The 14,168-nt window shown below is 73.2% G+C and carries 11 protein-coding genes, 1 tRNA gene and 1 pseudogene; 8 read left to right on the forward strand and 5 right to left on the reverse strand.

The annotated features are described in order from the left end of the window. Positions 1-75 precede the first annotated feature (75 nt). On the reverse strand, positions 76-765 hold the full coding sequence (locus tag ACZ4UX_RS07795) for an ANTAR domain-containing response regulator (protein ID WP_380394343.1): 690 nt from the start codon (positions 763-765) through the stop codon (positions 76-78). A gap of 62 nt (positions 766-827) precedes the next feature. Here ACZ4UX_RS07795 and ACZ4UX_RS07800 point away from each other — a divergent pair. The 3 genes and pseudogenes from ACZ4UX_RS07800 (at position 828) to ACZ4UX_RS07810 (ending at position 1,796) form a co-directional block, all read left to right on the forward strand. Continuing rightward, a tRNA-Leu gene (locus tag ACZ4UX_RS07800) sits at positions 828-911 on the forward strand. A 99-nt stretch (positions 912-1,010) separates the two neighbouring features. Further along, a pseudogene (locus tag ACZ4UX_RS07805) lies at positions 1,011-1,157 on the forward strand (helix-turn-helix domain-containing protein); the annotation flags it as partial. A gap of 42 nt (positions 1,158-1,199) precedes the next feature. Beyond that, positions 1,200-1,796: a helix-turn-helix domain-containing protein gene (locus tag ACZ4UX_RS07810; protein WP_465706312.1), complete on the forward strand. Its 597-nt coding sequence runs from the start codon at positions 1,200-1,202 to the stop codon at positions 1,794-1,796. 46 nt (positions 1,797-1,842) lie between these two features. Here the strand turns inward: ACZ4UX_RS07810 and ACZ4UX_RS07815 are convergent, their stop codons facing one another. The 3 genes from ACZ4UX_RS07815 to pyk all read right to left on the reverse strand — a co-directional run bounded on the left by ACZ4UX_RS07815 (position 1,843) and on the right by pyk (position 3,825). Continuing rightward, on the reverse strand, positions 1,843-2,142 hold the full coding sequence (locus ACZ4UX_RS07815) for a helix-turn-helix domain-containing protein (protein ID WP_465706029.1): 300 nt from the start codon (positions 2,140-2,142) through the stop codon (positions 1,843-1,845). After that, the gene (locus tag ACZ4UX_RS07820; protein ID WP_465706030.1) at positions 2,139-2,306 is read right to left on the reverse strand and encodes a DNA-binding protein; all 168 of its coding nucleotides are present in this window, start codon (positions 2,304-2,306) and stop codon (positions 2,139-2,141) included. Before ACZ4UX_RS07820 ends, ACZ4UX_RS07815 begins: the two co-directional genes overlap by 4 nt. 88 nt (positions 2,307-2,394) lie before the next feature. Continuing rightward, positions 2,395-3,825 carry a pyruvate kinase gene (gene pyk / locus ACZ4UX_RS07825; RefSeq protein ID WP_352290245.1) on the reverse strand — a complete coding sequence of 477 codons (1,431 nt, stop codon included), beginning with the start codon at positions 3,823-3,825 and terminating at the stop codon, positions 2,395-2,397. Between the two features lie 266 nt (positions 3,826-4,091). On the opposite strand from pyk, the gene ACZ4UX_RS07830 reads away from it, so the two are divergent. The 3 genes from ACZ4UX_RS07830 (at position 4,092) to ACZ4UX_RS07840 (ending at position 7,444) form a co-directional block, all read left to right on the forward strand. Next, positions 4,092-5,183, forward strand: a complete 1,092-nt coding sequence (locus tag ACZ4UX_RS07830; protein WP_465706031.1) for a hypothetical protein — start codon at positions 4,092-4,094, stop codon at positions 5,181-5,183. A gap of 82 nt (positions 5,184-5,265) precedes the next feature. Then, on the forward strand, positions 5,266-6,918 hold the full coding sequence (locus tag ACZ4UX_RS07835; RefSeq protein WP_465706032.1) for a VWA domain-containing protein: 1,653 nt from the start codon (positions 5,266-5,268) through the stop codon (positions 6,916-6,918). After that, positions 6,905-7,444 carry a hypothetical protein gene (locus tag ACZ4UX_RS07840; protein ID WP_465706033.1) on the forward strand — a complete coding sequence of 180 codons (540 nt, stop codon included), beginning with the start codon at positions 6,905-6,907 and terminating at the stop codon, positions 7,442-7,444. Before ACZ4UX_RS07835 ends, ACZ4UX_RS07840 begins: the two co-directional genes overlap by 14 nt. A gap of 39 nt (positions 7,445-7,483) precedes the next feature. On the opposite strand, the gene ACZ4UX_RS07845 is transcribed toward ACZ4UX_RS07840, so the two are convergent. Beyond that, positions 7,484-10,759 carry a helix-turn-helix transcriptional regulator gene (locus tag ACZ4UX_RS07845; protein ID WP_465706034.1) on the reverse strand — a complete coding sequence of 1,092 codons (3,276 nt, stop codon included), beginning with the start codon at positions 10,757-10,759 and terminating at the stop codon, positions 7,484-7,486. A gap of 542 nt (positions 10,760-11,301) precedes the next feature. Between ACZ4UX_RS07845 and ACZ4UX_RS07850 the strand changes: the two genes are divergently transcribed. Beyond that, entirely contained in the window at positions 11,302-11,979 is a 678-nt protein-coding gene (locus ACZ4UX_RS07850; RefSeq protein WP_329492076.1) for a helix-turn-helix transcriptional regulator, read from the forward strand. A 285-nt stretch (positions 11,980-12,264) separates the two neighbouring features. Continuing rightward, on the forward strand, positions 12,265-14,091 hold the full coding sequence (locus tag ACZ4UX_RS07855) for a bifunctional metallophosphatase/5'-nucleotidase (RefSeq protein ID WP_465706035.1): 1,827 nt from the start codon (positions 12,265-12,267) through the stop codon (positions 14,089-14,091). Positions 14,092-14,168: the final 77 nt, after the last annotated feature.

The following is a 14,168-nucleotide window of genomic DNA, read 5'->3' on the forward strand; positions in this document are numbered from 1 at the left end:
GCCCGGGCGGCACGTGGAAGGGCCCGGCAGCGTGCGCTGCCGGGCCCTTCCACGTGCCTGTCGGCCCACGGGCCGCTACTGCTCGCCCTTGGCCTCGTCGGCCTTCTTCTTGTCCTGGGCCTCGCCCTCTTCGATCACGGCCTCCGCGACCGCGGCCATCGTCATCCGACGGTCCATCGAGGTCTTCTGGATCCACCGGAACGCGGCCGGCTCGTTCAGCCCGAACTTGGTCTGCAGCACGCTCTTCGCCCGGTCCACCAGCTTCCGGGTCTCCAGCCGCTGGGTGAGGTCCTGGATCTCCTCCTCCAGCGTCCGCATCTCGGTGTACCGGGAGACGGCCATCTCGATCGCGGGGACCAGGTCGCTCTTGCTGAACGGCTTCACGATGTACGCCATCGCGCCCGCGTCCCGCGCCCGGTCCACCAGCTCGCGCTGCGAGAACGCGGTCAGCATCAGCACGGGCGCCAGGTGCGCCTCGTGGATCTGCTCGGCGGCGGAGAGCCCGTCCAGGACGGGCATCTTCACGTCCAGGATCGCCAGGTCGGGCCGCAGCTCCTCGACCAGCTTCAGCGCCGTCGCCCCGTCCCCGGCCTCGCCGACGACCGTGTACCCCTCCTCTTCGAGCATCTCCTTCAGGTCGAGGCGGATCAGCGCCTCGTCCTCGGCGATCACAATTCGGGTGATCTGGGGCATGTCGGTCTCAAGCGGCTCTGCCTGCTCGTCGGCGGTGCTCACGGGGCTCCTCGTTCCGGCGGGGTACTGCATCAATGAGGGTACCTACACCCACCCGCGGACGCGCACGCGGTATGCTGTCGCAGTCGCACCCGGCCGGGTTGGCGGAATAGGCTTACGCGGATGTCTCAAACACATCTGTCCGAAAGGACATGCGGGTTCGAATCCCGCACCCGGCACTTCACGCGGTATTCCCGCTGAATGAGGAATTCACCGGATCCGGTGGATGGTCGCGGAATCTCCCCGATGTCACCCGGGCAGCACACACGCTGAGCGACATGACTCCCCCCTCGGTGCGCGAACAAGCCGTCCGTCTCCTTCGCCAAGGCGTCCGCAACACCGACGTAGCACGGAGGCTCGGCGTCCCACCCGGCACCGTCTCCTGGTGGAAACACGAAGATCGTGCCAAGCACGGCACGCTTCCCGGGCGCAAGCGGTCGACCTGCGTCCACTGCCACGGAGACGAGATGAACCGCTCCGCCTACGCTTACCTGCTCGGCCTCTATCTCGGCGACGGCCACATCAGCCGGCCCGAGCAGCACCGCACGGCGAGCCTGTCCATCTCCTGCGACGACAACTGGCCGGGAATCATGGATTCCGCCGAGAAGGCCATGCGCGAGGTGATGCCGCACAACAAACCGTGCCGGGTCCGCCGAACCGGCTCCCACGACGTGAAGCTGTACTCCCAGCACCTGACCTGCTACTTCCCCCAGCACGGCGCCGGTAGGAAGCACGAGCGCCTCATCGCCCTGCGGCCCTGGCAACAGGAGATCGTCGAAGCCCACCCGTGGGAGTTCCTGCGCGGCCTGATCCACTCCGACGGCTGCCGCATCACCAACTGGGCGACCCGCACCGTCAACGGTGTCGTCCGCCGCCATGAATACCCGCGCTACTTCTTCACCAACACCTCGACCGACATCGTCGCCCTCCTCACCTCGACCCTCGACGCCGTCGGCGTGCGGTGGAAGACCTCCGCCCCCCGCCCCACCGGCCAGGTCAACGTCTCCATCGCCCGCAAGGCCTCCGTCGCCCTCATGGACGCCCACATCGGCCCCAAGTACTGATGGCGGCGCGCTCCCCCGGGAGCGCGCCGCCATCGGCGAAGCCCGGTCAGCCCGCCTTGTCCAAGGGCTCCAACTCGACCGTGAGACGCATCCCCAGCGCCGAGGCCAACCGCTCCAGGACGACGATGGTGGGCATCGTCCCGCCCGCCTCGAAACGGGCCACCGTCGGCTGCTGCATACCGGCCGCCGCCGCGAGTCGGGACTGGGTCATACCGAGGGCCTCCCGGCGAAGTCGCACCTTCTCCCCGAGTTCGAACCTGATCCGGGCGGCCTCGTAGGCCGCGCCGGCACCCGGGCGGTCGAGGATCTCCTCCCGCACCGCACGCCAGGACGTCCGCTCACTCATGTCGCCCACTCCTCCTCGTCGTCGACGGTGTGCTGCTCGGCCGCGCAGCGGCGCAGCGCACGCCGGGCCCGGTCGACCTCGGAGCTCTCGCCCATCCGCGTCTTGCGGAACACCGTGAGCAGAATGATCCTTCTGCCGGTCGCGATCCAGCAGGTGATCCGCATGTCGAGCTCGCCGAGATGGAAGCGGAGCGAACGGGCGGCATTCCCCAGGATGGGGGATGCCGCCCGTGGACCCGCGTGCGAAGCCCGGTCAGCTGTCCAGTGTTCCCACGTGGTGGACGCGGACGAGGTTGGTGGAGCCGGCGAGGCCGGGTGGGGAGCCGGCGGTGATGACGACGATGTCGCCCTTGCGGCAGCGGCCGAGGGAGAGCAGCGCGGCGTCGACCTGTTCGACCATCTCGTCCGTGGTGGCGGCGAAGGGGCCGAGGAAGGTCTCCACGCCCCAGGTGAGGGCGAGTTGGCTGCGGACGGCCGGTTCGTAGGTGAAGGCGAGCACCGGGATCGGCGAGCGGGAGCGGGAGAGCCGGCGGGCGGTGTCGCCGGACTGGGTGAAGGCGATCAGGTACTTGGCGCCCAGGAAGTCGCCGATCTCGGTGGCCGCGCGGGCGACGGCGCCGCCCTGGGTGCGCGGCTTGGTGCCGGCGGTGAGCGGCGGGAGGCCGTCGGCGAGGACGTCCTGTTCGGCGGCCTCGATGATGCGGCCCATGGTCCGGACCGTCTCGACGGGGTACTTGCCGACGGAGGTCTCGCCGGAGAGCATCACCGCGTCGCTGCCGTCGAGGACGGCGTTGGCGACGTCGGAGGCCTCGGCCCGGGTGGGGCGGGAGGCGTTGATCATCGAGTCCAGCATCTGGGTGGCGACGATGACCGGCTTGGCGTTGCGCTTGGCCAGCTTGACGGCGCGCTTCTGGACCATCGGGACCTGTTCGAGGGGCATCTCCACGCCCAGGTCACCGCGGGCCACCATGATGCCGTCGAAGGCGTCCACGATGGATTCCAGGTTCTCGACCGCCTGCGGCTTCTCGATCTTGGCGATGACCGGGACGAAGCGCCCCTCCTCCGCCATCACGCGGTGGACGTCCTCGATGTCGCGGCCGCTGCGGACGAAGGAGAGCGCGATCAGGTCGGCGCCGGTCCGCAGGGCCCAGCGCAGGTCGGCGATGTCCTTCTCGCTCAGCGCGGGTACGGAGACGGCGACGCCGGGGAGGTTGAGGCCCTTGTGGTCGGAGACCAGGCCGCCCTCGACGACGGTGCAGCGGACCAGCGGGCCGGCCACCTCGACGACCTCCAGGGTGACCCGGCCGTCGTCGACGAGGATCCGCTCGCCGCTGGTGACGTCGGCGGCGAGGCCCGGGTAGGTGGTGCCGCAGATGTTCTGGTCTCCGACGACGCCCTTGTCGGTGGAGATCGTGAACTCGTCGCCGCGTTCGAGAAGTACCGGGCCTTCGGCGAAGGTCTCCAGTCGGATCTTCGGGCCTTGAAGGTCGGCGAGCACGCCGACGCTGCGGCCGGTCTCGTCGGCGGCCTTGCGGACCCGGCGGTAGCGCTCCTCGTGCTCGGCGTGGGAGCCGTGGCTCAGGTTGAAGCGGGCGATGTCCATCCCGGCGTCGACCAGCGTCTTGATCTGGTCGTACGAGTCGGTGGCTGGCCCGAGAGTACAGACGATTTTTGCTCGGCGCATACCCCTGAGCGTAGGCATTACCGGCGCGTAACATCGACGCCCGTCCGACCGGCGGGATGACCTTTGCAGGAAGGTGAGTTGAACAATCTGACACCCGCTCGGACTGGTGTGCGCGCGGCACCCCGCGGGCGTCCGCCGATGCGATTCCGTGAAGGGGTGTTCACCCCCGGTTCACCACGCCTTCGGCCGCCGCTCGCGGCCCGGCGGGACGCTCGTCACCCGGGTGGGAGCCCGGACACGGGTCCGACGAGGGGGAATCGCCCGGTATGAAGCGTGCGTTCGGGGTGATCGCGGCACTGGTGCTGCTCGGCGGGGTGGCGTTCGCGCTGCTCAAACCCACCGGCAAGGACGATCCGGGCTCGAAGGTCGTCACGGTGACCGGCGTGATCGGCTCCGAGAAGCGGGACTTCTTCAAGGATCCGGACGTCGTGGCCGCGCTGGCGGAGCAGGGCCTCAAGGTCGATGTGCAGACCACCGGTTCGTGGCTGATGAGCGAGAGCGACCTCGGCCGGCTCGACTTCGCGTTCCCGGCCAGCCTGTCGCCGGCCGAGGCGATCCGCCGGCAGCTGCAGCTCAAGGACGGGCCGGTCCGCCCGTTCTACTCGCCCCTGGTGGTGCTGGCCCACCAGTCCACGGCCAAGGTGCTGGCGCAGAACGGGCTGGCCTCCCAGGACCAGAACTCCCGGGTGTGGACGTTCAGGATGGACGAGTACGTCAACGTGGTGAAGGCCGGCCGCCGGTGGGAGGAGCTCACCGGCGCGAAGGACCAGGCGGACCTCAGCGGTGCGGTCTTCATGACCACCACGGACCCCGCCGAGTCCTCCTCCGGAGCGCTGTACCTCGCGCTGGTCTCCTACCTGCTCAACAACCACCAGGTGGTGTCGAGCGACGCCGAGGTGCAGCAGGTGAAGGCCGTGCTGTCCTCGCTGACCAGCAAGCAGGGCATCCAGAAGAGCAGCAGCGACGAGCCGTTCCGGGACTTCCTCTCGAACGTGGGCAATCCGCTGGTGCTCGCCTACGAGTCGCAGGCGGCGCAGCTGGCGGTGGAGGGCAAGGGCACCGGCGACATGGTGGTGCTGTACCCGGACACCACCATCTCCTCCGACCACACCATCGTCGGGCGCACGGCGGCCGGGCAGAAGCTGGCCGCGCTGCTGAACGACGACCAGAAGCTCCGCAAGCTGGAGGCCAGGTACGGGTTCCGGCCGCAGTCGGATCCGGCCGCGTTCGGTCTGCAGACCGCCGGGCGGGAGAACCCGGCCTTCGCGGCGGACCTGACGGCGGCGCGGGTGAAGCAGGCGCCGGTGCCGTCCTCGGAGGCGCTGGCCAAGCTGGTCGACGCGGCGAAGGGGAGGTGACCGGCCGATGGCGGGCGGGACGGCGGCGGGGCGAACGGGACCGCCCGAAGCGGTACACGACGGCACGACGGACGGGGCGACGATGAGGACGACCAGGGTGGGGGCCGCGGCGGGGCGCGGCGGGCGGGTGCTGGTGGCGGGGCTCGCCCTGCTGGTGGCGGCGACGGCGTGCACGTCCTCGCCGGCGCCGGCTCCGCAGCAGAGCGACGCGCCGGCGCCGACCGCGCGGGCGGGGGTGCTGCGGGTGCTGGCCGGCAGCGAACTGCAGGACATGGCGCCGGTGCTGGAGGAGGCGCAGAAGGCGACCGGGGTGACCGTCCAGTTCGCCTGGACCGGGTCGCTGGACGGTGCGGACGCCGTGGCCTCGGGCCGGGCGGACGGCAAGTACGACGCGGTCTGGTTCCCCTCGAACCACTATCTGCGGCTGGACGACGCGGGGAAGTCGAAGCTGCTGTCGGAGACGCCGGTGATGGTGTCGCCGGTGGCGGTGGGCGTGCGGTCGTCCGCGCTCAACGAGCTGGGCTGGGGCGACGGTTCCAAGGTGAGCTGGGGGCAGCTGGCGGACGCGGCGTCGACCGGCAGGCTGGCGTACGGGATGGCCGACCCGTCGCGGTCCAACTCGGGCTTCTCGGCGCTGGTGGCGGTGGCGGCGGCGTTCTCGGGGGCGGATTCGGCGCTCACCGAGGCGGACGTGCGGAAGGCGACGCCGTCGCTGAAGCAGTTCTTCACGGGGCAGAAGCTGACGTCGGGTTCGTCCGGCTGGCTGGCGCAGGCGTACGCGCGGGCGGAGCAGGGCCGGGTCGGGGCGCTGGTCAACTACGAGTCGGTCCTGCTGTCGATGAACAAGACGCTGCCGGCGGACCAGCAGTTGACGGTGATCCGGCCGACCGACGGCGTGGTGTCGGCGAACTATCCGCTGACGCTGCTCAGTTCGTCGGCCGAGCGGGAGCGGGACTCGTTCCGGCGGCTGACCGACTACCTGCTGAAGGACGATGTACAGAAGCGCGTCTCGGAGTTGACGCTGCGTCACCCGGTGTCGGCGGGGGTGGCGGCGGCGCCGTCGCTGCCGGCCGACCGGCGGCACGAGTTGCCGTTCCCGGGCAGCAAGGCGGTCGCGGACGGCCTGTTGGCCTCGTACCAGGACGAGCTGCGCCGGCCGTCGCGGACGGTGTACGTGCTGGACACCTCGGGGTCGATGGCGGGGGCGCGGCTGGCGGCGCTGAAGTCGGCGCTGGGGCGGCTGACCGGGGCGGAGGACACCCGGGGGGTGCGGCGGTTCCGCAACCGCGAGGAGGTGACGCTGCTGTCGTTCGCCTCCAAGGTGAAGTCGACGAAGACGCACACGGTGCCGGCGGCCGGTGCGCAGCAGGAGCTGGCGTCGATCGACGCGGATGTGCAGGCGCTGTCGGCGGACGGCGGGACGGCGGTGTACAGCTCGCTGCAGGAGGCGTACCGGTTCCTGGACCGGCAGCAGGCGGCGGCGCAGGACGACCGGTTCACGTCGATCGTGGTGATGACGGACGGTGAGAGCAACGAGGGCGCGTCGGACAAGGACTTCCGGAACTTCTACAACGGGTTGTCGGCGGCGCAGAAGGCGGTGCCGGTGTTCCCGATCCTGTTCGGGGACGCGGCGAAGAACCAGTTGCAGGGGATCGCGGAGCTGACCGGGGGCAAGCTGTTCGACGGGACGGCGTCGCTGGACGGGGCGTTCGAGGAGATCCGTGGGTACCAGTAGCCGCGGGGGTCCGCGCGGGCGGCGGGTGGTGGGGTATCTGGAGTCCACCCGCAACCTGGTCGGCTGCGGGGGCGGGGCGGTCGGGCTGGGGCTGCATTTCGCGGGGCTCGGCGGTGCGTGGTGGCCGGGGATCGTGGCGGCGTTGTACGCCGTGGGTGTGCTGCTGGCGCCGGGGCCGCGCCCGGTGGCCCCGGGGCGGGTGCCGGACGTGCCGGTGCCGAACGTGCCGCTGCCGGACGTGCCGGTGCCCGCGCCGCCGGTGCGCTGGGTGGAGCTGGACGCGCTGGCGGGTTATCTGGGGACGGTGGCCCTGCCGTCGTCGGTGAAGCTGGACGACCTGGTGGAGCGGTTGCGGGTGGTCGGTCCGGGGCCGGCGGCGGAGCGGATCGTGCTGCGGCGGCTGCCGGTGGCGGTGGACGGCTATCTGCGGGCGCGGACCTGGGAGCGCTGGACGCCGGACGGGGAGGATCCGGGGGTGGCGCTCGCCCGGGAGGTGGAGCGGATGGCGGCGGTGCTGGCGGGTTGAGCGGGGGGCGGGCCCGCGCCGGGTGTCGGCGCGGGCCGGTCACGTCTCCAGGGCGCCGGCGAGTTCCGCCCGGCGTCGGACGCCGAGTTTGCGGAAGCTGTTGGTCAGGTGGGTCTCCACGGTCCGGACGGCCAGGTGCAGCATGGCGGCGATCTCGGCGTTGGAGTGTCCGGCCGTGGCCAGGCGGCAGATCCGCAGTTCGCTGTCGGTGAGGGCCTCGGCGCCGGCGTGCTCGCCGCGGCCGCGCCGGGCGCCGCTGGCGCGGAGCGCCTCGACGGCGACGGCCCGCAGTCGTATCGCGCCGAGCCGTTCGGCGCGGCCGGCGGCCTCGCGCAGGGCGCGGCGGGCGGCGCCGCGGCGGCCGCCGTCGGCGAGCAGGCGGCCGTGGGTAATCAGCGCGGGGATGAGTTCGGTCTCGATCTCGGCGGTGCGCAGGAGTTCGACGGCCTCGGCGGCGAGGTCGAGTCCGTGGCGGCCGCCGGTGGCGGCGCCGAGGGCGCGCAGGGCGCGGCCGACGGTGCGCGGGGTGCCCCAGACCCGGGCGAGCCGCAGTTCCTCCTCGGCGAGGGCGACGGCGGGGCCGGGTTCGCCGAGGGCGGTGTGGCAGTCGGCGGCGGCGGAGCGCCAGGGGGTGACGATGGGGCTGAGGACGTGCCGTTCGCCTTGGCGGCGCCCGCATTCCATCAGGTCGACGAGGGCTTCGGCCGGTTCGCCGGTGGCGAGTCGGAGCAGGCCGCGGGCGTACAGGTACTCGTTCCACTCCCAGGAGCCCTGGGCGCGGTCGGCGGCGACGGCGCGGGCGAGGCCGTGGGCCTGCCAGTAGCGGCCGGTCTCGGTGAGGGCGATGACGGCCTGGGCGACGAGGTGGGCGTTCTGCTGGCCGAGCAGGCCGGCGTAGGTGGCGGGGGCCTGCGCGTCGGCTTCGGCCGGTTCACCGGGCGCGGTCGCGGCGCCCGGGGTGGTGACGTCGCGGTCCGCGAGGTGAGGGTCCGCGGTGCCCGGGGCGCAGGCGCCCGGGCCGGTGTACGCCGGTGTCCCGCACCACCAGGACCAGACGGAGCGCTCGTGGCGTTCGGGCCGCTCGGCGGTCTCGCCGCCGGACCGGCCGCGGGCGCCGGTCCGCAGCCCCTGGCGGACGGGCTGGGCGGGAGCGGGCGGGGCCGCCTGGGCGGGGGCGGGCGCCGGTCCCGGGAGCGCGGCGGGCCCCGCGCAGGCGGCGGGCGCGGACGCGGCGGCGGCCGACGCGGCGGACGATCCGGTCAGCGCGAGGTCGTCGAGCAGCGCCTGGTACTCGCCGCGCATCACCCGGCTCTCGGCGCGCACGCTCAGCAGGCACTGGTAGCCGGGGTCCAGCGAGGGCCCCCGGTACGCGGCCAGGCCGCGCGCCACCAGCCGGTCCGCCTCGGGCAGCAGGTCCGCCCACTGGGCCAGGGTGGCGGCGGAGACCAGGACGTAGGAGCGGCAGAGCGGGTCAACCGGGGCGTCGAGCAGGTCCTTGACCCGGGCGGCGACCTCGGCCGCGGAGAGCACCCCGCTGGTCGAGTCGAACTCGGTGAGCAGCGCGTACGCGGGCGGTGCGAGCCGGTGCTGGGTGCGGGCGGCGAACCGCTGGACGCCCTCGACCACCTGGAGCCAGCTGTGGCCGTCGTGCGCGGCGATCAGTGCGGCGGCGGCCTGGACGGCGTGGACGAGGTCGTCGCGGTCGGCGAAGCGTTCGGCCAGTTCCTCCATCAGTTCCAGCGCCGCGGGGGCGTCGCCGCGGGCGGCCAGTACGGCGCCGAGCGTGTTGGCGGTCTGGAAGACGCCTTCGTCGGACTGCTGGAGGTGGACGGCCTCGGCGAGGTGGCGGACGCCCGCGGTGCGCTCGGCCGGGCCGAGGGTGACCTCCAGGCCGCCGAGCTCGGTGAGCAGCAGGCCGCGCCGGCGGTCGTTGAGCGGCTCGGTGAGGACCCGGCGCAGCAGGGTGACGGCGTCCTCGGGGCGGTCGGCCTCGGCGGCCTTGCGGGCGGCGCGGCGCAGGGCTTCCGCGGCCCAGCGCGGGGCGGGTGCGGGGGTGAGCAGGAGGTGTCCGGCGACGCGTTCGTCGGGTGCTCCGGTGCGGTGCAGGAACTCGGCGGCGGCGCGGTGGACGCGGGCGCGGTGGCCGGGTTCGTGGCCGGCCAGGACGGCGTCGGTGAGCAGCGGGTGGGTGAAGCGGGGCCAGCGGCCGGGGCCGGGGTCGTCGAGCAGCTTCTGGGTGGTGAGCTCGGCGAGCCAGCCGGTGATCTGGTCGGGGTCGGCGCCGGCGAGTTCGGCGAGCATCGGTACCGGGTCGAAGTCCCCGGCGCCGGGCAGGGGGGCGGTGCGGGCGGCGGGGTGTTCCTGCATGCGGGCGAGGACGCGGGCGGCGGTGAGGGCGCGGTCGCCGCCGCCGCGCAGCCACTGTTCGACGGCTTCGGGGAAGGCTCCGCCGGGCATCCGGGCGCAGCTGTCGGGCAGGGCGCGCAGGGTGGTGAGGGCGCGGGGCGCGGGCAGGGCCGGGAGGGCGACGAGGGCGGGCGGGGCGGGCAGCGCGGTGAAGGCGGCGGGGCAGCACTCGTCGGGGTGGTCGCGCAGGTCGGCGAGGAGTGCGGTGAGCAGCAGCGGGTTGCCGCCGGTGGCGCGGACGCAGTCGTCGGCGAGGGCGGGCGGGGCGCCGAGGCCGAGGTGGAGTTCGGCGAGCCGGGTGGCGGCGGTGGTGTCGAGGGGGTCGAGCCGGGTGGTGTCGGCCAGTCCGGGGGGCAGGCCGCGGCCGAAGCGGGCGGGCGGGCTGCCGAGGGAGCTCTGGCGGCGTTCGGTGGCCAGCAGGAGGACGGGCAGCCGGTCGATCCGGCGGGCGAGCTGGAGCAGCCAGTCCCGGGAGGCCCGGTCGGCGAGGTGGATGTCGTCGACGGCGAGCAGGACGGGGCTGTGGGCGGCGTGCAGGCGCAGCAGGGCCCAGAGGTCGGTGTCGGTGTCGGGGGCGGTGCGGCCGGTCCCGGTGGGCGGTGTGCCCTGGCCGGGGGCGGCCTCGAACAGCTGGCGGGCGGCGGCGTAGGGGGTGGTGGCCTCGTCGACGGAGCAGCGGGCCCACAGCACGGTGGTGCCGTGGGCGGCCTCGCGGCGGGCGGCTTCGGCGAGCAGGGCGCTGCGGCCGGTGCCGGCGGCGCCGGTGACCAGCAGGACGCCGCCGGTGCCGGTCCGGGCGCGGGTGGCGAGTGCGGCGATCCGGCGCAGCTGGGGGTCGCGGGCCGCGAGGTGCGGTGGTGCGGCGACGGTCCGGTCCTGCTGGTGTCGGCGCGTCCTGACGGTACTCATCTGCTTCCCTCCCGCGACGCCCGCCGATGACCGGACGGGCACTTTTCCCCGTTGTGCAGGGAAACGGCTTGACGCCGTGTCAGCGGCTCGGTTAGAGCTGTGATTCTCGTCGCACCCCTTTCGGAGCCGCTCCGCACCCCACCCCGCCCGATCCGTCCGGCTGCCTTCCGCGCCCCGCACCGCCCCCGCCCGGGCCGGGGCCGCGCCCGTCGTCCGCGTGTCCGCGTGTCCGCGCGGCGCTGCGCTGCTCCGTTGCCGTCGGGTGGCCGATCTCGTGGTGGACCACGATGGCCGTGGCCGCCCGTGGCGGGGACCATGGAGCCTACCGGGGGGCCGTCGTCGTTCCCGCATCGCACGCCGCACGCCTGTGCCCGCCGGGCCTGCAAGGGCCTGGGCGCGGCGCACCGCCGTCCGGCTGCGAGCCGGGGATTTTCCAGGAGGGGGCCAGCTTGACTGTCCTGCACACCGACCACGAACGCCGGGCCGTGCCCAGGCACGCTCCCGCGTCGGCGGGCCAGCGGATGGTGCCGCCGCAGCGTCCGATGTCCGCCCGGCACGTCGCCCCGTCCGCCGCTCCCCCGTCCAGCGGTGGCCGGACCAGCGTCGTCGTCCAGGCCGCGGACCCGATCTCGCGGGCCGGGGCGGAGGCGCAGCTGCGCCGTCACCCGGGGCTGGAGCTGTTGGATCCGGCGCCGGGTGCGCCGACCACGCCGGGGGCGGTCACCGTGCTGCTGGCCGAGTCGGCGGACGCCGCCGTGATGGCGAACCTGCGACGGCTGGTGCGCGGCGCCGAGCAGCGGGTGGTGCTGGTCGTCGAGCGGATGCGCGAGGCCGAGCTGCTGGAGGCGGTGGAGTGCGGCGTGGCCGCGATCATCTGGCGCCGGGAGGCCACCGCCGAGCGGCTGGGCCGGGCGGTGCTGGCGGCGGCCCGGGGTGACGGTGACCTGCCGGCCGACCTGCTGGGGCGGCTGATCAGCCAGGTGGGCCGGCTGCAGCGGAGCGTCCAGGGAATGCCGGGCCATGCGCCGTCGGGGCTGTCCGAGCGGGAGTCGGACGTGCTGCGGCTGGTCGCCGAGGGCTGGGACACGGGAGAGATCGCGGCCCGGTTGTCGTACTCCGAGCGCACGGTCAAGAACGTCCTGCACGGGTTGACGACCCGGCTGCAGTTGCGCAATCGGGCCCACGCGGTCGCCCACGCGGTCCGCGAGGGGTACATCTAGGCCCCGCGCCCGTCCTTCGGCCACCCGCCCGCCGCGTCCCGTCCGCCGGCGCGGCGGGTGGCCGCTTTTCCGGCCGCGGCGGGTGCCCTGTTCTGCGGCCGCGGCGGGTGCGGTGCGCGATGCCGGTGCGGCGGTGTCACGAACGAGTCGCCAAGATCTCACCTGCTGGAAACGTTTCGGGGCTACCCATCGGCCGGGTCGCGCGGCACACTTCTACGCGCGTACCTCTACGCGCGTCACCACACCTGACGACCCATTCGCCGTCCCCACCCGGGAGAGCCGTCCATGCCTCTGAACCGTCGTGACTTCGTCGCCCGGTCCGCCGCCACCGCCGCCGGCGCCGCCCTGGCCGGCGGCGCCGGCCTCGTCGCCGCCACGCCCGCCGCGGCGGCGGGCCCGGACGAGACCCGCGCCAAGGGGCGGGCCAAGAAGCAGGCCTTCACCGTCATGGGCACCACCGACCTGCACGGCCGGGTGCTCAACTGGGACTACTTCACCGACGCGGTCTACGCCGACAAGGCGCACAACGAGGTCGGCCTCGCCAAGATCTCCACGCTGGCCAAGCAGGTCCGCGAGGAGAAGGGCTGGGACCGCACCCTGCTGATCGACGCCGGCGACACCATCCAGGGCACCCAGCTGACCTACTACTACGCCCGGGTCGACCCGATCGCCACCGAGGCCGACACCGCGCCCGAGCACCCGATGGCGCTCGCCATGAACACCATGGAGTACACGGCCGCGGCGCTCGGCAACCACGAGTTCAACTACGGCATCGACACCCTGCGCGCCTACGAGGAGCAGCTGGACTTCCCGCTGCTGGGCGCCAACGCGCTGAACGCCCGCACCGACAAGCCGGCCTTCCCGCCGTACGTGATCCGCAAGCTGCGGCTGGGCAACGGCCCGGCCCTCAAGGTCGGCATCCTGGGCCTGACCAACCCGGGCATCGCGATCTGGGACAAGGCGAACGTCGCCGGCAAGATGACCTTCCCCGGCATCGTGGAGACCGCGAAGGTCTGGGTGCCCAAGGTCCGCGCGGCCGGCGCGGACATCGTCGTGGTGGCCTGCCACTCCGGCATGGACGAGGCCACCTCCTACGGCGACCAGCTGCCGTGGGCGGAGAACGCCTCGGTCGCGCTGGCCGAGCAGGTCGCGGGCATCGACGCCGTCCTGGTGGGCCACGCGCACAAGGAGATCCCGCAGCGGCTGGTCGTCAACAAGGAGACCGGCCGGACGGTCGTGCTCTCCGAGCCGCTCTGCTGGGGCCAGCGGCTGACCTGCTTCGACTTCGAGGTGGAGCTGGACAACGGCGCCTGGAAGGTGGTCTCGCTCTCCTCCCGGGTGCTGAACTCCAACACCGTCCCGGAGGACCCGGAGATCGTCGGCCTGATGACCGACCAGCACAAGAAGGTGGTCGAGTACGTCAACCAGGTCATCGGCACCGCGAAGATCGAGCTGTCGATCGCCGAGGCGCCGTTCCGGGACGTCCCGATCATCGACCTGATCGGCCGCGTCCAGGCCGACGTGGTCAAGGAGGCGCTGGCCGGCGGCCAGTACGCCAAGCTGCCGGTGCTCGCGCAGGCCGCGCCCTTCAACCGCACCGCGGTGATCCCGTCCGGCCAGGTCAAGCTGCGCGACGCGGCGGGCCTGTACATCTACGAGAACACCCTGGAGGCCCGCATCCTGACGGGCGCCCAGCTCAAGGACTACCTGGAGTTCTCGGCCCGGTACTACAACCAGCTCGCCCCGGACGCGCCGGTCGACAAGGCCACCCTGACCAACGCGCAGAACACCCCGGACTACAACTACGACTCGGTGTACGGCCTGGGCTACGACATCGACATCGCCCAGCCGGCCGGCTCGCGGATCGTCAACCTCACCTTCGAGGGCAAGCCGGTCGACCCCGCCGCCCAGTTCGTCCTCGCGGTGAACAACTACCGTGCCAACGGCGGCGGCAACTTCCCGCACGTCGCGGCCGCCCCGAAGGTGTGGGCCAACTCGGACGAGATCCGCAACGCGATGATCGCCTGGGTGAAGGCCCGGGGCGTCATCGACCCGGCCGACTTCGCCGCCGAGTCCTGGCGCCTGGTCCGGGCCGGCCGCCCGGTGTTCTGACCCCGCCCGCCCCACGACCGCCGCGACCGCCCCGCCACCCCTTCCCCGGTGGCGGGGCGCCCGCGTCCGGCCCCGCG

The sequence above is a fragment of the Kitasatospora sp. NPDC028961 genome (assembly GCF_055564815.1).